The following is an 18,268-nucleotide window of genomic DNA, read 5'->3' on the forward strand; positions in this document are numbered from 1 at the left end:
GGCTCGCTTCTTTCGCTGAACGGACGGGGCCCCCGGCGCGAGGAGCGCCGGGGGCCGGATGGGGTTGAACTTACTTACATAACTGCATTCTTTCGAACTTCCGGACTCGCACAAGACATCCGGTAGCCGCTTTGAAGGGGGGTGCCGGGTCCGACTACACACTCACACACGAATTCGGCCCCGGCACGTCCCTGCCCTGCGGTACTGCTTGCGGGTAGTTCATCTCTCCCGCATCTCTTGACTCGTTCCTTGCTACGAGAAAAAAGATACAACAGCCTCGCGAGAATGTCTACCCTGACCGCTGTAGATATTTTGTTGCGAACATTCTAGGTGTTGATATTCAGGAACGGCCTGGTCGCCGGGGGTGAGAGCGCTCAATGTGAGTCATAGGAGATGGATCTGGGACAATGCTCCGATGCGAAATACCCCGAAGTCCGAGTCGTTGTTGCGCGCCCGCGCGGAGAGGGAAGAGCGCACCGGCTCCTCCGAGCATCCAGCTGATGGCGCGCCGAACCCCGGAGAGGACTCGTCGTCGTCCGAGCCGGGGGCACGCAGCGACAGCGCCACGATTCGGTCGGCTCGGTCCGAGCTCTCAACTCACGCCAGGGCAGTGGAAAGTATGCACGAGGCGATCCATCCTGATCGCGATTGAGGCAGCTGCCTCGTCGGGATGCGGGGGGGACTCCTTCATCCCGCTCACTGCAACGCACGACGGCCGCCGCACTCCCGAAAGTAAGGGGAGTGGCGACGACCGTCGAGTTGTCAGAGTGTGCGCTCAGTACTTGAACCTCAAGGCAGCAACTGGTCCAGGAAGGTGTTGCTGAAGACCTTGTGCGGATCCAACGCGTTGAATGCGGCGTTGGCGGTGTCCCAGTTGTCGCTCGATGGGACGCCGTCGCGGTAGGTCTGGGGGAGGCCCTGGGTGATGATCGGGGTGTCGGTGTACGGCTTGTCGGGGCCGAACGCCCAGCCCTTGGACCACTCGGGGCGGAAGGTGGCGTCGTTGTTGTTGTAGTGATTACGCATCCACTGTTCCATTTCGCGGTAGAACGCGAACATGCCGGGGGTTCCGGGGACGCCGAGGACGTTGAGCCAGATGGCGGTGTCCCATTCCGGATGGTCGGGCCGAGGGCGCATGGCCGAGATGGTGGGGGCGCCTGCCGAGTCGACCTCGACATCCGACGGTTGATCGAGGCCGCAGCAACGGATTTCGACGGGGCCGTTGAGGGGGAACTGTCCGATAGAGCGGTAGTACTCCATGCGACCGTTGAACCACTGGGTGAAGTCGTGGATGACCTGGCCGATGTTGGCGCGCGAGGTGATGACGGCTCCGCCGCCCTCGGTCAGACGAAGGGTGGTGGCCCGGATGTAGAACTGGACGTCCTTGGACCATCCCCACAGGTCGTTGGAGAACGTCGCGGCGAGTCCGGCAACGGTGGTGGCGTACATGATCTGCCCGAATGCCGGTGCGATGCCCGGGTTTCCGGAGTTGATCTGGCCGATCATGTCGGTGACCGGCTCCGGGAGGTTGTCGGAGAAGATGTAGTTGTACGGTCCGGTCACCTCACGCGAGAACGGCGGCTTGGTGGGGGCAAGTGACCACACCTTCATCCACGGGCGTTCGGTGAAGGGGTACCAGATTGCTTCTGCGCGACCGTTTTCGCGGACGAACTTCTCGAAGGTGCGTCCGGACGCTCCGCGGGCGCCGAAGAGTTCCTGCCAACCGATGTCGGTGTGGCTGACGCAGCGCATGCGGTAATTGGGGGCGGCCTGCAAGGTGACGGAGGTGAGGAAGGTGCGTCCGAGGTGAGTCAGCAGCGGCTTGATCGCCGCGTCGCTACGTGCATACGTCTTCAGCGCGTACTCGCTGCCGTTCCAGACCACTGCGGTCAGCGACGTGACGAGGTTGGAGAGTGAGCCGAAAGTCTGTCCGGGAACGTGTGCTTCGCCTTCGGCGGGAAGAGCTGCGCCGTGAGCGTCGACGGCGAGGCAGCCGGCAATGGTCAACACACCCGGCGCCGGCAGGTTCGCGAACCCGAGGCCCTGTGCCTGCAGTGCGGTCGTGATGGCGTCGAGGGTCGCGCCGGGTCCTGCGGTGACGGTGGCTGGGCTGCCACCGGCGTTGACGGAGACTCCGGTGAGGTGGACCGTGGTGTCGGCGAGGATGACCTTGTCGACCGGCGCACCGTTGACGATGGTCAGCGGCGTCCAGCCGTGCATGGCACCGCGGGGACGAATGGTGTAGCCGTTGGCATGGCCCCAGTTCGCGAGGCGGACTACGTCTTCGGGCGTCTTGGGCGAACAGGTCCAGATCGCGTCGAGCATGATCTCCTTGGACCAGTTCTGATATGCCTGCTGGTACAGCGCGATGCCTTCGGGGAAGGCAGGCGGCGGCGTGAGGGTGGAGACAGGACCACCCGCGGAGCCGGAAGAGCCGGCGGGGACGGCGTAGGCCGGCGTCCAGCCGGCGAATGCGGTCGCTGCCACGGCGCCGGCTCCAGCGGCCATGAAACCTCGTCGGGACAGTCGGAACTTTTCGTCTTGTGCCGTCATCTTCGGGCTACTCCATCGGGTTCGAGAACTACGGTGAGTTCTAACAGGTGGGTATCAGACAGGTTGGTATCAGACAAGAGTGAGAACTACGTCAGCCAGGGCAGGAGCTTCGCGCTCCAATACAGAAGCTGAGATCAGGAGTCGCCCATTGTCTTTCCAGATCTGGATACTCAAGTTCTCGCCGGGAAATACGACCCCGGCAAAGCGGGCCCGAAATCCGGCTACCCGACTGCTGTCGCCGTCGAGCATGGTATCCACTGCGGTCTTGCAGACCATTCCGTAAGTACACAGTCCATGCAGGATAGGCGCTGGAAAGCCTGCCGCGGAGGCGAATTGCGGATCCGAGTGCAACGGATTCCGATCACCACACATCCGGTACAGCAAAGCCTGCTGTGGAAGCACAGGCGTCACCACTGTCTCATCTGCTTCGCGATCCGGAAGCGTAATCGACTCCGACGGACCACGTTCACCCCCGAAACCACCCTCGCCGCGGGCGAAAATGGACGAGCGAGCTGTCCACAGCGGGTTGCCCTCGGCGTCAACCGTGACGGATTCCTGCACGATCACCGCGGCCTTGCCCTTGTCCCAGACCTCGGCGATTCGAGTTGTAGTGCGGCCACTTCCACTTGCCGGGATCGGCTGATGGACAGTGACTTCCTGGCTCCCGTGGACTACCTTCGCCAGATCGATTTCGACGCCGGGGAACGACACCTTCGGTGCTTCGGTGGCGTGGAAGTTGGCGGCGACGGTGGCAAAGGTGGGTAGTACCTGAGGCTTTTCGTCGTCGAGGTATCGAAGCTCGTTCGGATCAAGCGGACGAGCACCTGCCCCCAATGCCAAGTGGTAGTGCTGCACGTCCGACGGGGTCCACGAGAACTCTTGTGGCGCAAGCTCGGCGCCGAGTGCGATCTTCGGATCAATTGGCATGGTCGACCGCCGTCTTTTCAGCTGCAGGTGCTTCGGTTGTCTCGGCCTTCTTCGCACGCTCGACGATGTCGAGTACGGCCAAGTAACCGAAAGTCATTGCGGGACCGATGGTCGCGCCTGGTCCGGCGTAGGTGTGGCCCATGACCGGAGCGCTCGCGTTGCCAGCCGCGTAGAGGCCGTCGATGACGCTTCCGTCTTCGCGTAGTGCTCGGCCGTTGACGTCGGTGCAGATACCACCCTTGGTGCCGAGGTCACCCGGAACCATCTTGATGGCGTAGAACGGAGCCTTGCTGATTTCGGCGAGGCTGGGGTTCTTCAGTCGGGGATCGCCGTAGTACGCGTCGTAACCACTGTCACCGCGTCCGAAGTCCTCGTCCTTGCCGTTGCGCGCGAAGCCGTTGAACCGATCGACGGTTTCGGTCAGCGATGCGACGGGAAGCCCTGTCTTCTCTGCCAATTCGGCGATGGTTCCCGCCTTGACCACGATGCCGGCCTTGAGCCAGCGGCCGGGGAAGGGGGAGCGGGGAGTGATACCGGCAAACGTGTAGCGGTTGCGGTAGCGCTGATCGAGAATCATCCACGTCGGGATGTTCTCGCCGGGGCCCTCGCCCTGACCGTACTCACCGCCGTACATCGCATGGGTCGCCTCGACGTACGGAGCAGCCTCGTTGCCGAAGCGCTTGCCCGACATGTTGACCATCATGCAGCCCGGGAGGGTGCGCTCGGAGAGAGCGAACCACGGTCCGCCGGTCAACGGAATGGACGGGCCCCACCAGGCGTCGTCCATGAAATCGACTGCAGCGCCCACTTCTTGGCCTGCGCGGATACCGTCGCCGGTGTTTGCCTTCGCGCCGACGGTCCATTCGGTGCCGATAGGTGCGCGCTGGTACTTCTCACGCATTTCCTTGTTGTGCTCGAATCCGCCGGATCCCAACACGACTCCGTGGCGAGCGCGGATGACCTGCTCCTCGCCGTCGACGATGACGTTGACGCCGCGAACTGCGCCGTCTTCGGTGTACAGGGAGGTCAGCGGGGTGTTCAGCAGGATGGGTACTCCGGCGGACTGAAGTCCGAGTCGAATACCGGCGACCAGTGCCTGGCCGCGAACCAGCAGATCCTTCTTGGTGGCCTTCGCTGCGAGGAATCGCATGCCGACCTTCATGGCGCGCAGGGGTCCGCGAGGATTGCGCATCAGCAGGTTGAGCCACTTGTAGTCGGCCTGGGTGATGACGAAGTTCTTGGGGGCCTTGACGTAGTCGGGCTCGAGGTTCTTGCGGTCGGCGCCCAACTTGTTGCCGTCGAACGGGGTGGGCTCGACACTGCGGCCACCGAGGCGTCCGCCGGGTGCTTCCGGGTAGTAGTCGGAGTAGCCGGGAACCCACTGCAGCTCGAGCGGGCTGTTCTTCAACACGAACGAGAGCATCTCGGGACCGCGCTCGAGATAGGTGTCGATGCGTTCGGGAGCGACAACGTCGCCGATGATGCTGTGCAGGTAGGAACGTGCGGCCTCCGGTGTATCGGTGACACCGTCCGCTTGAAGTGCCTCGTTGTTGGGGATCCAGACCCCACCACCGGAACGGGCGGTCGATCCGCCGTAGTGGGCGGCTTTCTCCACGATGACCACACTCAAGCCCTGGTGGGCTGCGGTCAAGGCCGCTGTCATACCTGCTGCACCACTGCCGACGACGACGATGTCGTATTCCTGCTTGCTCATGTAGAACACGTTATAGAATGATGGGGGTGTCAGTCCATGCTTTCTGCCAGGAAGTATTTCCGGACGTTGTCATTGATAACGAAACACGTTGCAGTGAGATTGAGGATGGTGCGGTGTGACCTGGGATACTTCGGTTGACGTCCTTGTGGTCGGGTTCGGTGTGGCGGGCGCCAGTGCGGCGCTCGAAGCGGTAGCGGCCGGTTCGTCGGTTTTGGCGATCGACCGAGCGCTCGGCGGTGGGGCCAGCACGATTTCCGGAGGAATCTACTACGCCGGCGGCGGCACCGTGATTCAAAAGGAAGCCGGTGTCGAGGACAGTCCCGAAGCCATGCTCGCCTACCTGAACCGCGAGGTCGGTGACGCGGTGACGCCGCAGACTCTGCGCCGGTTCGTCGACGAGAGCCCGGCGTCGATCGACTGGCTGCGCAGTCACGGCGTGCCGTTCGAGGCCTCACTCTGTCCGTACAAGACGTCGTACCCGAGCAACAAGCACTACCTCTACTTCTCGGGTAGCGAATCGGCCGGCGGGTTCCGTGACATCGCAAAACCTGCTCCGCGTGGTCATCGCGCCAAGGGGCGTGGCACGTCGGGAAAGATGCTGTACGGCCCGCTCGCGAAGTCCGCGGAGGCGAAGGGCGTCCAGTTGCTCGGCCAGACGCGAGCGGACCGGCTGATCATCGAGGACGGCCGGGTGCTCGGCGTCGAAGCACTGACGCTGCGTGACGCACCTGCCGGAGTTCGTCGCCGTCACGCGACGCTCGGGTCCTTGTCCTCCAAGCCCGGCGTCTACGCACCGCAGTTGCGCACGATTCTCGACGCACTGATCGCGAAGATCGAGAAGAAGCACGCCAAGCGGATTCGTATCCAGGCACGCGGCGGCGTGATCCTCAGCGCCGGCGGCTTCGTGTCCAATCGCGAGATGATGCGCACCCATGCCCCCGCGTACAAGGGCGGTATCCCGCTCGGCACCTCCGGGGACGACGGCAAAGGCATCAACCTCGGTATCGAAGCCGGGGGAGCCACCGACAAGCTCGGCAATGTGTCCGCCTGGCGATTCATCGTCCCGCCGAGTGCTTTTCTCGGTTCCATTTTGGTGGGTGAATCCGGTGCGCGAATCGTCGACGAGTCCCGTTACGGTGCCGCTCTCGGTCAGGCGATGGCGGAGAAGAGCAGCGGAATCGGTTGGCTGCTGGCAGATTCCGAACTCGTTCGCGAAGCGAAATCGCAGATAAGTGACCAGTCGATGTGGTTCCAGCGGGTACAGACCACCGGAATGATGCGTACTGCAGTGCGTGGCAACACCATTGCCGAGGTCGCCCGCAAAGCGGGGATAGACGTCGCCGGCCTTCAAGCCACCGTCGACGCGCACAACTCCGCTGCCGCTGCCGGACAACCTGATCCGATGGGTAAACCGTCAGACTTCGTCAGGCCGATACTGTCTGCGCCGTTCACGATGTACGACGTCTCGATCAAGCCCAACATGATGAATCCGTGCCCGATGCTCACGCTCGGTGGATTGGTGGTCGACGAATCGTCCGGCATGGTGAAAAACGAGGCCGGGGAGGGTATCCCTGGTCTGTATGCCGCCGGCCGTACCGCGGTCGGTATCTGTTCCAACTCGTATGTGAGCGGCTTGTCGCTCGCCGACTGCGTGTTCTCCGGACGACGAGCCGGTCAGCACGCAGCCGCATTCTCCACAGTCGGAAAGGCCTGAACGATGCTCTCGACGCAGATCCGCGGCGAACTTGCCGACCATCTTGATTCGGCGGAACGGGATCGCGCTCCGATCAGCCCGCTGATCGCCACGTATCCGGACATCGACGTCGTCGACGCCTACGAGATCCAGCTCATCAACATCCGGCGTCGTGTTGCCGGTGGCGCAAAGGTGGTCGGACACAAGGTCGGACTCTCGTCACTGGCGATGCAGCAGATGATGGGCGTAGACGAGCCAGATTACGGTCACCTGCTCGCCGAGATGGAAGAGTTCGAGAACCGTCCGGTCGACACGTCGCGCTTCTGCTTCCCGCGCGTCGAGGTGGAGGTCGCCTTCATTCTGGGAGCAGATCTGCCGGGCGCCGGGTGCACCGAACAAGACGTCATCGACGCTACTGTCGCCTATGCGCCGTCCATCGAGTTGATCGACAGCCGGATCAAGGACTGGAAGATCGGCCTCTCGGACACCATCGCGGACAACGCGTCCTCCGCCGGGTTCATCCTCGGCAAGGAACGAGTTCGCCCGTCGGACATCGACATCAAGGCCATCGACGCGGTGCTGACCTGCAACGGGGAGCGGATTGCGGAGGGGCGCAGCGATGCGGTTCTCGGTAACCCGGTCACCGCTGTCGCGTGGTTGGCGCAGAAGGTCGACACGTTCGGAGTTCGGCTCAAGGCCGGCGACATCGTTCTGCCGGGTTCGTGCACGCGAGCGATCGACGCTCATCCAGGCGACAACTTCCGAGCCGAGTTCAGCGGCCTCGGTTCCGTCTCTCTTCAGTTCACGTAGGAGTAGTCATGACCAAGGCAAGTGTGGCGATCGTCGGATCGGGAAACATCAGTACCGATCTGTTGTACAAACTGCAGCGTTCCGAGTGGCTCGAACCGCGATGGATGATCGGAATCGATCCCGAGAGTGAAGGATTGGCGCGCGCCCGCAAGATGGGACTCGAGACCTCCGCCGAGGGCGTCGACTGGTTGCTCAGCCAGGCGGAGAAACCGGACCTGGTCTTCGAGGCGACGTCGGCATACGTGCACCGCGAGGCAGCACCACGCTACGAGGCCGCCGGTATCCGTGCCGTCGACCTGACTCCGGCCGCGGTCGGCCCGGCTGTGGTTCCGCCCGCGAACCTGCGTGAGCACCTGGACGCACCCAACGTCAACATGATCACTTGCGGTGGGCAGGCAACCATTCCGATCGTCTACGCGGTGTCGCGTGTCGTCGACGTGGCGTACGCCGAGATCGTCGCCTCCGTTGCATCATTGTCCGCCGGCCCGGGAACTCGCGCGAACATCGATGAGTTCACCAAGACCACCAGCCGCGGTATCGAGACCATCGGCGGCGCACAGCGCGGCAAGGCGATCATCATCCTCAACCCCGCGGACCCGCCGATGATCATGCGCGACACAATCTTCTGCGCTATCCCCGAAGACGCCGACCAGGCCGCGATCACCGACTCCATTCACCGCGTCGTCAAGGACATCCAGCAGTACGTGCCCGGCTACCGGTTGCTCAACGAACCGCAGTTCGACGAACCGAGCGTCGTTTCCGGTGGCTATGCAACGGTCACCACGTTCGTCGAGGTCGAAGGCGCAGGCGATTTCCTGCCGCCGTACGCGGGCAACCTCGACATCATGACGGCAGCAGCCACCAAGGTGGGCGAGGAAATCGCCCAGAAGCTTCTGAGTGTGAAGGCATGAGCGACATGATTCATTTCGATTCGAGCTGGGACATCCGCGTCACCGACACGTCGCTGCGCGACGGCTCCCACCATAAGCGTCATCAGTTCACCGTCGACGAAGTACGAGCCATCGTCGGTGCCCTCGACGGAGCCGGAGTGCCGGTCATCGAGGTCACTCACGGCGACGGTCTCGGCGGATCCTCCTTCAACTACGGCTTCTCGAAGACTCCCGAGCAGGAACTGATCAAAGCTGCAGTCGAGACGGCGACCAACGCGAAGATCGCCTTCCTGATGCTGCCCGGGTTGGGCATCAAGGACGACATCGTCATCGCACAGGACAACGGTGCGTCCATCTGCCGCATTGCAACTCACTGCACCGAGGCAGACGTATCCATCCAGCACTTCGGCCTCGCGCGTGAGCGTGGACTCGAAACAGTCGGATTCCTCATGATGGCTCACTCGATTCCGCCGGAGAAGCTGGCCAAGCAGGCTCGCATCATGGCCGACGCGGGTTGCCAGTGTGTGTACGTGGTCGACTCGGCCGGCGCGCTGGTGCTCGAGCAGGTATCCGATCGCGTCGAGGCGCTGGTTCAGGAACTCGGCAACGACGCTCAGGTCGGCTTCCACGGACATGAGAACCTGGGCCTGGGCGTCGCCAATTCCATTGCGGCAGTTCGTGCGGGAGCCAAGCAGATCGACGGTAGTACCCGTCGGTTCGGTGCCGGCGCCGGCAACGCCCCGGTCGAGGCGTTTGTCGGTGTCTGCGACAAGATCGGAGTCAAGACCGGTATCGACTTCTTCGCGATCGCCGATGCAGCCGAAGACGTTGTGCGCCCGGCAATGCCGCAGGAGTGCCTGCTCGATCGTCAGGCACTGATGATGGGCTACGCCGGCGTGTACTCGAGCTTCCTCAAGCATGCCGAGCGTCAGGCCGAGCGGTACGGAGTGTCGTCCGCGGAACTGCTGGTGCGCGCAGGTAAGCGCAAGTTGGTCGGCGGACAGGAAGATCAGTTGATCGACATCGCGCTGGAACTCCAGCGCGAAGCAGCGGCTTCCTAGGTCATGGCAGACGTACTGGCCGGAAAAGTGGCCTTGGTGACCGGCGCGTCCTCAGGGTTGGGGCGCGCGGTGGCCGAGATACTCCACCGCAGGGGCGCACAGGTTTTCGGTATCGCCCGCGACAAGGAAAAGCTGCGACAGTCGATGGTCGAGGTGGTCGGCGCGGATGGAGAGCGTCGTTTCGCGGCGACGGACGTCTCGGATTCCGCTCAGTGTGATGCGGCCGTGCAGGCGTGCGTCGACGAACTCGGTGGTATCGACATCCTCGTCAACGTGGCGGGATCGCACTCGTTGCGCCACACGGCAGACATTGCGGATTCCGAATGGGCACATGACCTTGCGGTCAATCTGAACGGACCGTTCTTCCTTTCCCGAGCAGCACTGCCGCACTTGCTGGAACGGGGCGGCAACATCGTCAACGTCTCCTCGATCGCGGGACTGGAAGGGCAGGCGTACTCGGCTGGATACTGTGCTGCCAAGCACGGACTCATCGGACTGACCCGAGCGATGGCGATGGAGTTCACCGGAAAGTCTCTGCGTGTCAACGCAATCTGCCCCGGCGGCATGATGACTCCTCAAGTCACCGGATTCACCTTCCCCGACGGAGTCGACTTCGACCTCGTCATGAAGGTTGCCTCGCCGCGTGGCTTGATGGAAGCCGAGGACGTTGCGAAGATGGTGGCTTTCGTCGCCTCCGACGACGCCTCGGCGATACACGGGGCCGTCTACTCGGTGGACAACGGAAAAATGGCATGACCCCGTTGGTCTCGGGACCGATCTTCCAGATCTGCTGGGCGGTCGAGGAGATCGAGGCCGCCGAACAGGAGTTCACTCGGCAGTGGGGAGTGGAGCGATGGCTACGTATGCCAGACATCGCCTTTGGTCCCGAGACCACAACGTATCGAGGTGAGCCCGCGGACTATGTCGTTCACGTGTCGATCGGATATGCGGGCAGCCAACAGCTCGAGTTGATCCAACCAGTGTCCGGACGCAACCTGTACACGGAGTTCCTGGAGACTCACGGCGTCGGAGTTCATCACATGGCTTGGGTTCCAGGCGATTACGAGGCGACGCTGCTCGAGGCCGAGCGTCGCGGAATGTCGGTGGTGCAACAAGGTCGGGTAGAGGGCGCCGGCATGGAGTTCTCCTACCTCGATGCCGGGCCGTTGGGTGGATACGTCGAGTTGATGAAGCTCTCGCCCGAGATTCGGTTGATGTTCGCTTCGCTCATTCCTGATTGACGGCAAACACTTTCGTGAAGTAATCGGAAACGTTCTCCGGGTGACCACGGAATCCGAGGTAGCCGTCGGGGCGAATGACCAGCGCCGCCGTACCTTCGACCCCATACGCGGCGCACAGTTGCGAGGCGTTGTCCTCGATGATCGGCACCAGCGAGTCGACGGTCACGGTTCCCGGTGGCACTATCGCGTAGACGTCCAGCAAGCCGTGCGCTGATCGAATTGCGGCGTCGGCGACCTTCTCCAAGCTGTTGATGCTCTCCGCGGATCCGTCCGAAGTCAGCAGTAACGTGTGGTCGACTCCGGACAGCAAGTCGAACAACCGAATTGGATACTGCACACCGTCTCGGCGCATTCCGCGTGCATCGGGTGCACGCTCGCCCGGTTGAACGTGTGGACTCGAAGAATTACGCCCGGTGTTCAGCGGACTCTCCGAGTAGTCGATCAACAATTGAGCCTGGCGCCGCATTGCCGTGTCGATGGAGGACTCTCCCGAACCGATTCCTTCTCGAGCATTTCGGACCGTCATCCCGACGACTTCTTCACCGACCGGCCGCCTTTCGGCGTCGTAGGTCTCGAGAAGATCCGCTTTCGCAACACCTTTGACGGCGAGCGCTATCTTCCACGCAAGATTGTGGGCGTCCTGGATCCCGGTGTTCATGCCCTGCGCGCCAGTCGGGGGATGGATGTGCGCGGCGTCGCCGGCGACAAAAACCCGTCCGCGGCTGTAAGCGTCGACGATGCGGTGGCTGATGCGGAAGACCGAGGACCATCGCAGCATCGAGGCGGTTGTCGGTTCTGGGGACAGTCTGTCGAGCACGGCCTGGATGTGATGGAGTTCAGGTGTCTTGCCGGTTGAAAAACCGTGTTGTACAGCGGCTTTGTTCGACGATTCGTCCGGCATCAACTCGTCCGGAACGAGCATCGACATGCGGTACCGCTTGTGTCCGGGAAGTGGGATGCAGACGAGTAGATCGTCGGTGGTTCCGTCGTCGGCGGTGTGGTTGGCGCGGACGGAGTAGCCGCTGGGTATCGACCAGTCGACTTCGACGTCGCCGAGCATGTAGCTCTCGGCAAACGCGCCGCCCTCGAAGCTCAGGCCCAGCCCTTTGCGGACCACGCTGTGCGCGCCGTCGGAACCCACCAGGTACCGGGCTGTCACAGTGCTGCCGTCGCTGAGGGTGCAGGTGACGGCGTCGTCGGACTGTTCGAATGCGGTGAGGCCGACTCCGCGTTCGACGGTTGTTCCCAACTCGGTGAGGCGCTCGGTGAGGATGCGCTCCGTCGAGTACTGAGGCAGGCAGAGAAACCAGTAAGGAACGTCGTCGGGGAGGGTGAGGTCGACGCGGCCGACCTCGACGCCGTTCGTGTACATGATCTGACCGCGCATCAATGTCGAGGCGTCGAGTGCCTGGCGGAGCACCCCCATGTTCTCGAAGAGTTCGAGAGTGCGTGGCTGAATCCCGACTGCTTTCGCGTATTGCCGCGGTTCGTCGAGGGGGTCGACTATTCGACAGGAGACACCGCGTCTGCGCAGCTCGATCGCGGTGGTCAATCCGATCGGGCCGGCGCCCGCTACCAATACGTCGGTATCCATGAGGACCCACTCACGTCGGGGACAGTCGGTCATTTCAGTATGGGTACGCGAACTTTTGTTTTGGGGAAATTCGCGCAGATCGGGCATTTTGGGGCTTTCCACACGGGTCGCAGACGTTGAGGTCGTGGGAAGATCGCGACGTGAAGGCAGGCGAGTTGCATCATGAGCCGCCTGGGTACCGGTGCCCGTTCTGTCGCTTCGCGCTGGGCGAGTTCGACGAGCACAACGCGTCGACCGACCTGGTTGCTCGAACCGACCACGCAATCGCTCGGATTTCCCCGAAGTGGTGGCCGGGCAACCCCGGCCACGTACTTGTGTCGCCGATCGAGCACTTCGAGAATCTCTACACTTTGCCCACGAGCGTCGGGCACTCGGTTTTCGACCTGGTTCAGGCCGTGGCTGTTGCAATTCGTGAAGCCTACGGCTGCGACGGCGTCTCGACCCGGCAGCACAACGAACCGGCGGGCAACCAGGACGTCTGGCACCACCACGTCCACGTATTTCCGCGATACGAGGACGACCACCTGTATTCCCGGCATGGCGAGGCGGCCTACGTTCCGCCTGAGGCGCGAGCGCCTTTCGGCGCACTTTTGCGCCCTCGATTCCTTGAACGCTGATCTCCCGCCACATCCTAGTGATGTACAAATCTGCGTGTTTGTAAAACTTTTACCTCAAAAATCGTTGACAAAACGCCATCATTTGTCCACTCTCTATACATAGATGTTGTTCGTGTCGCGGATTACCGCGCAGGACGCACTCACTGATCCGAACGAGAACTGGAGAATTCGATGGCGGCGTTGGTGTACACCGAGCCAGATGGTCGGCTCGCAACTTGGAGAGACCGGAAACGCTACTTGTGGCTGTTGGCGCTGATTCCGTCATCGGCAACTTTCATCGCCGTGGGGCTTGTTACCGCCACCGGATGGAATGTCTTCTGGTGGACCGGCCCACTGATCGCGTTTGCTCTCATTCCCGTCATCGACATCCTGGCGGGTGAGGACGGGAAGAATCCGCCCGACGAGGTGATCGACGAACTCGAGAACGACCGCTTCTACCGGTGGTGCACCTACGCCTATCTGCCGCTGCAGTACACGGCCTTCTTCCTGTCCTGCTACATCTGGGCGCGTTGGGATTTGAGCGTCCTCTCCAATATCGGACTGGCCGTGACGATCGGCGTGACGGCCGGAATCGGCATCAACACCGCCCATGAACTCGGGCACAAGAAGGAGAGCGTCGAGCGCTGGTTGTCCAAAATCGTTCTCGCGCAGAGTGCTTACGGTCACTTCTACCTCGAGCACAACCGTGGCCACCATGTGCGAGTGTCGACTCCGGAAGATCCGGCGACCTCGCGCTTCGGTGAGACCCTCTACGGTTTCTGGCCGCGCAGCGTCGGCGGGGGATTGAAGTCGGCGTGGCATCTCGAGAAGACCCGCTTCGAGCGTTTGGGCACCACGCACTGGAGCATCAAGAACGACGTGCTCAACGCCTGGCTCATGTCTGTAGTCCTGTTCGGTGTCGCGCTTGCAGTGTTCGGGATCGGCATCGCGCCGTACCTCGTGATCCAGGCGTTCATCGGGTTTTCGCTGCTCGAAGCGATAAACTACCTCGAGCACTACGGACTCCTGCGTCAGAAAACCGCAAGCGGACGGTACGAGCGATGCACGCCGGCGCACAGCTGGAACAGTGATCGCATCTGCACCAACGTCTTCCTTTATCACTTGCAGCGGCACAGCGATCATCATGCGAATCCGACACGGCGCTACCAAGCGCTTCGCAGTATGGAAGAGGCCCCTCAGCTCCCGAGCGGCTACGCCAGCATGATCATGCTCGCCACAGTTCCGCCCCTGTGGCACAAGGTGATGGACCACCGCGTTCTCGAGCACTACCGAGGTGACATCACCCAGGTCAACATCGCGCCGAAGAAGCGGGCCAAGATCCTCGCAGCCTACGGGGTGAACGCATGAACGCCTACATCTGCCCGATCTGCGACTACACGTACACCGAATCGACAGGCGCTGCGCGAGAAGGCTTTCCGCCCGGCACACCGTGGTCGAGCATTCCGGACGACTGGTGCTGCCCCGACTGCGGTGTCCGCGAGAAGGTCGACTTCACCCTCGTCACGCAATCCTGATCGAATTACCCACCGGTGAAAGGAAAACCGATGTCCGAGACTGCCACTGCATACAAATTGTTCCGCTGCCTCCAGTGCGGGTTCGAGTACGACGAAGCGATCGGCTGGCCCGACGACGGTATCGAGCCGGGTACTCGCTGGGACGAGATTCCCGAAGACTGGTCCTGCCCCGATTGTGGTGCTGCCAAAGTCGATTTCGAAATGGTGGAGGTGGACCGCTGATGACAGCGGTCAGCGAGCCCGACACCCGGACCGTCGTGATCGTGGGCACGGGTATCGCCGGTTCCGGTGCGGCGCAGGCTTTGCGCAAGGAAGGGTTCGGCGGCAGCATCATCCTGATCGGCAGCGAACCTGAGGAGCCGTATCGCCGCCCAGCGCTGTCGAAGGAGCTACTGTCCGGGAAAGCGTCGATCGATCGGGCTCGGTTGCGGCCGTCGACTTTCTGGACCGAGCAGAGTATCGATCTTCGGATCGGCGCAACTGTCACGAGTATCGACACAGATTCCCGCACAGTACTTTTAGCCGACGGTGACAGCATCGACTACGACGTTCTGATTCTTGCCACGGGTGGACGGTCCCGACGGTTGACCGCGGAAGATTCTGAGCGCGTTCACTATCTTCGGGATATCGCAGACATGCGACGCTTGCAATCCCAGCTGATCGAAGGATCCTCGCTTTTGGTGGTCGGCGGTGGCTTGATCGGATCGGAGGTGGCGTCAACGGCACGCGACTTGGGTTGCAGTGTGCAGGTTCTCGAAGCGCAACCGGTGCCCCTGTCCAGGCTGCTTCCACCGTCGATAGCGGAGAAGATCGCCGCGCTGCACGCCTCGGCGGGCGTCGCCTTGCAGACGGGAGTTGACCTCGAGACGCTCACGACGGGTGCCGACGGCGTCACCGCACGTGCGCGTGACGGACGCGAGTGGACAGCGGACTTGGCCGTCGTCGCAATCGGATCCTTGCCCGATACCGATGTGGCTGCTGCGGCGGGTATTGCGGTGGACAACGGGATTTCGGTAGACGGATACCTCCGGACGTCTGTCGATAATGTGTACGCGATCGGCGATGTGGCCAACGTGCCCAACGGTTTTCTCGGCGGCATGCACCGTGGTGAGCACTGGAACACTGCGCAGGACCACGCAGTTGCAGTTGCCAAGACCATCGTCGGGAAGGAAGAACCCTTCGAATCCGTCCCTTGGAGTTGGTCGAACCAATTCGGCCGCAACATTCAAGTAGCGGGTTGGCCAGGCGCGGACGACACCGTGATTGTTCGAGGAGACTTGGACTCCTATGACTTCACTGCGATCTGCATGCGCGACGGAAATATCGTCGGTGCTGTGAGCGTGGGCCGGCCGAAGGACATTCGTGCCGTCCGAACCCTTATCGAACGCTCCCCGGACATCAGCGCCGACGTACTCGCCGATACAAACAGGGATCTGACCGAACTTGCGGCGGGTCTTGTCGCCTCACCGGTGCTCTGAGTGCACTCGTGACTTCTGTGGCTTGCGTGTCCACCGTTTTGACACCGAGCACGGGCGATGGAAATCTTCCCGATATGTCCACCGCTCGTGCCCGTGTCCCGTACCACGAGGCAGCTCGTCAACTCCTCCGTGCGTCAGCGCTCGACGCCACACGCGAACTCTTGACCGAGAAATCGTGGAACGACATCACGATGGCGCATATCGCGGAAGCTGCGGGCATGAGCCGGCAGACGTTGTACAAGGAGTTCACGTCCCGCCAGGGATTGGCGTCCGGATACCTCATCCGTTTCGTTGACGAGTTCCTCGAAGAGGTGGAACGCGAAGTAACGCTCCATCATTCGGATCCGCGGGGCGCGGTCTCGGCAGCCTTCCGTGCCTTCTTCGACGCCGGTGCCCGGGATCCGATGGTGGTCAGCATTGTCGGTCCCCGGCCGCAGCACGACCTGCTGAGCTTGGTCACCACTGACGGGACTCCGCTGCTCGAACATGCGAGCGCGAGGTTGGCCGAGATCTTCATGACCAGTTGGGCGAACGTCGACCGCATCCATGCCGAGATGTTCGGCAGCACGATAGTGCGTCTGGCGATCAGTCACGTGACGTTGTCTTTCGGTACCCCCGATCAGATCGCCGAGAACCTGGGGGAGATGTTCGGGCCGTTCCTCGATCAGGTCATCGGTTCGGGCACAGTCGAACCGAACTGAGCCGACAGGATCGATACGGTTTCCGGGCTAGGACGGAAGTTCGATCGAGCGTGATCGCCGTAGTTCTTTGGTGGGAAATATCGTCGTTATGTGTGAATCCGCGTCTCACTTCTCGGTAGCGTGCCGGGCGTAGATCGAGGTGCGATCCGCAGGGGGTGGCTCGCGTGAATTTCCGTCAACGGTGGAGGAATTCGAAGATGAAGAGCCGCAACAAATCTCGAGTGATGTCGACAGTCGCGCTAGTTGCAACATTTGTCATGGCCGGTGCAGGTGTGGCAATTGCCGACGAATCATCGTCAGGGTCTTCCGGCAGCGGATCGCTCGGTTCCTCCGGTGCGGCAGCGGTTGATCCGTTGACCTTCGACGGTTGGGGCACGTGCCCGATCGAGGATCTCGAGGTGACGACGTGCGCCAGCGTCGTAGTTCGCGGAGGGACCATGAAATTGGGCGCACTTTCGGTGCCGATCCCGGACGGAAGCCTCAAGGTTGCGGGCGGAGTGAAATACGCGACCCAGTCGGACAACAGTTTCATCGAGACGTTCGTCGCCAAGCAGGACGGGTCCAACGGGGTCTATTCCAATCCGATTTCGGTACCCGGAGGTGCTCTCGGGATCGATACTCCGCTGGGACTGACTCAGATCAGCGCGACAGTGGAATCGGTGGGAGTCCCGGATCTGAAGGTTCTCGAGCAGGAACTCACCATGCCTGTTCGATTGAAACTGTCTAATCCCTTGCTCGGTGACGATTGCTACATCGGTTCGGTTTCGAATCCGATCAACCTTCACCTGACCACAACCGGAAACCCTCCGTCGGAACCTATCGGTGAGTTCCCCGGTGCAGTGTTCCCGGCAGTCCCACATTCGGATGCGGTGTTTGCGGCGCCGGGAGCCAGCGGGTGTGGACCGCTGGGTGCGCTCAACTGGGCCGTGAATCTACGCGGGGGAGTGCCGGCGGCCAGCGGAAAGAACTCTCTCACCACGTCGAGCGACGTCTACGCGGTGGCTGCACGAAAGGTGCGACCGCCTGCCTGACGGACGCGCGGGCGCTGGAACGTAAAACGAGGGCCGACCCGTGGGTCGGCCCTCGTTCTACACAATCAGGTCAGCTGACCTCGGGATCACGCACCGTGATGGTGCCGTCCCTAACCGCGTCGGCGATGCTGTCGTGCAGTTTCGGGCATCCGTCTTTCAATGCCGACGACTGCCCGGAAGCAATTGCCTCTTTGAAGGTGTGGCAACGCAGCGCCGGGTCGGAAGTCCACTGAACGCTGGTGTGTTTGTACGTGTTCTTGCGAACCAGTACGCACGCGCCGCATGCCTTGCAGTCGACTTCCTGCAGACCCGAGTCGAGGTATTCGTGCTTGTCCTCGATCGTCTGGGCCGCGATCGCCTCGAGCCGTTCCGTTTGCCCGGCAAAGTCCGGTGCCTTGGCCCAACGAGCCCACCGTGCGTCGGTTCCGATCGAGGCGCTCACGA

General features: G+C 62.1%; 19 protein-coding genes. 14 read left to right on the top strand and 5 right to left on the bottom strand.

Annotated features, from left to right (window positions below; all coding sequences use genetic code 11):
- The first annotated feature begins 415 nt into the window (after positions 1-415).
- Positions 416-652: a hypothetical protein gene (locus tag G9U53_RS09055; protein WP_125050305.1), complete on the top strand. Its 237-nt coding sequence runs from the start codon at positions 416-418 to the stop codon at positions 650-652.
- A 137-nt stretch (positions 653-789) separates the two neighbouring features.
- Here the strand turns inward: G9U53_RS09055 and G9U53_RS09060 are convergent, their stop codons facing one another.
- The 3 genes from G9U53_RS09060 to kstD all read right to left on the bottom strand — a co-directional run bounded on the left by G9U53_RS09060 (position 790) and on the right by kstD (position 5,194).
- Positions 790-2,553, bottom strand: coding sequence for a cholesterol oxidase substrate-binding domain-containing protein (locus tag G9U53_RS09060; RefSeq protein WP_007734073.1), 1,764 nt, complete (start codon positions 2,551-2,553; stop codon positions 790-792).
- A 69-nt stretch (positions 2,554-2,622) separates the two neighbouring features.
- Positions 2,623-3,480, bottom strand: a complete 858-nt coding sequence (locus G9U53_RS09065; protein ID WP_003945880.1) for a MaoC/PaaZ C-terminal domain-containing protein — start codon at positions 3,478-3,480, stop codon at positions 2,623-2,625.
- Positions 3,470-5,194: a 3-oxosteroid 1-dehydrogenase gene (gene kstD, locus G9U53_RS09070; protein WP_007734077.1), complete on the bottom strand. Its 1,725-nt coding sequence runs from the start codon at positions 5,192-5,194 to the stop codon at positions 3,470-3,472. The genes G9U53_RS09065 and kstD overlap by 11 nt, the downstream gene beginning before the upstream one ends.
- Positions 5,195-5,309: 115 nt before the next feature.
- Here kstD and G9U53_RS09075 point away from each other — a divergent pair, with 115 nt between their 5' ends.
- Genes G9U53_RS09075 through G9U53_RS09100 form a run of 6 tightly spaced genes read left to right on the top strand, consistent with a single transcriptional unit; the run spans position 5,310 to position 10,889 of the window.
- Complete coding sequence (locus tag G9U53_RS09075) at positions 5,310-6,908, top strand: FAD-binding protein (protein WP_063315039.1); 1,599 nt, start codon at positions 5,310-5,312, stop codon at positions 6,906-6,908.
- A gap of 3 nt (positions 6,909-6,911) precedes the next feature.
- A complete protein-coding gene (locus tag G9U53_RS09080) occupies positions 6,912-7,697 on the top strand; it encodes a 2-keto-4-pentenoate hydratase (RefSeq protein WP_042449395.1) in 786 nt (261 codons plus the stop codon).
- A gap of 8 nt (positions 7,698-7,705) precedes the next feature.
- Positions 7,706-8,608 carry an acetaldehyde dehydrogenase (acetylating) gene (locus G9U53_RS09085; protein ID WP_054826815.1) on the top strand — a complete coding sequence of 301 codons (903 nt, stop codon included), beginning with the start codon at positions 7,706-7,708 and terminating at the stop codon, positions 8,606-8,608.
- Entirely contained in the window at positions 8,605-9,648 is a 1,044-nt protein-coding gene (gene dmpG / locus G9U53_RS09090) for a 4-hydroxy-2-oxovalerate aldolase (protein WP_007734084.1), read from the top strand. The genes G9U53_RS09085 and dmpG overlap by 4 nt, the downstream gene beginning before the upstream one ends.
- Positions 9,649-9,651: 3 nt before the next feature.
- Complete coding sequence (locus G9U53_RS09095) at positions 9,652-10,404, top strand: SDR family oxidoreductase (protein WP_003945607.1); 753 nt, start codon at positions 9,652-9,654, stop codon at positions 10,402-10,404.
- Positions 10,401-10,889, top strand: coding sequence for a VOC family protein (locus G9U53_RS09100; protein WP_058227278.1), 489 nt, complete (start codon positions 10,401-10,403; stop codon positions 10,887-10,889). The genes G9U53_RS09095 and G9U53_RS09100 overlap by 4 nt, the downstream gene beginning before the upstream one ends.
- Here G9U53_RS09100 and G9U53_RS09105 read toward each other — a convergent pair.
- On the bottom strand, positions 10,876-12,483 hold the full coding sequence (locus tag G9U53_RS09105) for an FAD-dependent monooxygenase (RefSeq protein WP_063315038.1): 1,608 nt from the start codon (positions 12,481-12,483) through the stop codon (positions 10,876-10,878). The two genes, G9U53_RS09100 and G9U53_RS09105, sit on opposite strands and share 14 nt — an antisense overlap.
- Positions 12,484-12,623: 140 nt before the next feature.
- Here G9U53_RS09105 and G9U53_RS09110 point away from each other — a divergent pair, with 140 nt between their 5' ends.
- The 7 genes from G9U53_RS09110 to G9U53_RS09140 all read left to right on the top strand — a co-directional run bounded on the left by G9U53_RS09110 (position 12,624) and on the right by G9U53_RS09140 (position 17,824).
- Entirely contained in the window at positions 12,624-13,100 is a 477-nt protein-coding gene (locus G9U53_RS09110; protein WP_054826824.1) for an HIT family protein, read from the top strand.
- Between the two features lie 171 nt (positions 13,101-13,271).
- The gene (locus G9U53_RS09115) at positions 13,272-14,447 is read left to right on the top strand and encodes an alkane 1-monooxygenase (RefSeq protein WP_165638600.1); all 1,176 of its coding nucleotides are present in this window, start codon (positions 13,272-13,274) and stop codon (positions 14,445-14,447) included.
- Positions 14,444-14,614: a rubredoxin gene (locus G9U53_RS09120; RefSeq protein ID WP_007734092.1), complete on the top strand. Its 171-nt coding sequence runs from the start codon at positions 14,444-14,446 to the stop codon at positions 14,612-14,614. The genes G9U53_RS09115 and G9U53_RS09120 overlap by 4 nt, the downstream gene beginning before the upstream one ends.
- Positions 14,615-14,644: 30 nt before the next feature.
- A complete protein-coding gene (locus G9U53_RS09125; RefSeq protein ID WP_007734094.1) occupies positions 14,645-14,836 on the top strand; it encodes a rubredoxin in 192 nt (63 codons plus the stop codon).
- The gene (locus tag G9U53_RS09130) at positions 14,836-16,092 is read left to right on the top strand and encodes an FAD-dependent oxidoreductase (RefSeq protein ID WP_063315037.1); all 1,257 of its coding nucleotides are present in this window, start codon (positions 14,836-14,838) and stop codon (positions 16,090-16,092) included. Before G9U53_RS09125 ends, G9U53_RS09130 begins: the two co-directional genes overlap by 1 nt.
- Positions 16,093-16,166: 74 nt before the next feature.
- The gene (locus G9U53_RS09135) at positions 16,167-16,793 is read left to right on the top strand and encodes a TetR/AcrR family transcriptional regulator (protein ID WP_007734097.1); all 627 of its coding nucleotides are present in this window, start codon (positions 16,167-16,169) and stop codon (positions 16,791-16,793) included.
- 197 nt (positions 16,794-16,990) lie between these two features.
- Positions 16,991-17,824, top strand: coding sequence for a hypothetical protein (locus G9U53_RS09140; protein ID WP_063315036.1), 834 nt, complete (start codon positions 16,991-16,993; stop codon positions 17,822-17,824).
- A 70-nt stretch (positions 17,825-17,894) separates the two neighbouring features.
- Here G9U53_RS09140 and G9U53_RS09145 read toward each other — a convergent pair whose 3' ends face one another.
- Complete coding sequence (locus tag G9U53_RS09145) at positions 17,895-18,266, bottom strand: hypothetical protein (protein ID WP_003945499.1); 372 nt, start codon at positions 18,264-18,266, stop codon at positions 17,895-17,897.
- Positions 18,267-18,268: the final 2 nt, after the last annotated feature.

The sequence above is a fragment of the Rhodococcus sp. D-46 genome (assembly GCF_011290655.1).
In the GTDB taxonomy this organism is placed as follows: Bacteria; Actinomycetota; Actinomycetes; order Mycobacteriales; family Mycobacteriaceae; genus Rhodococcus_F; species Rhodococcus_F qingshengii.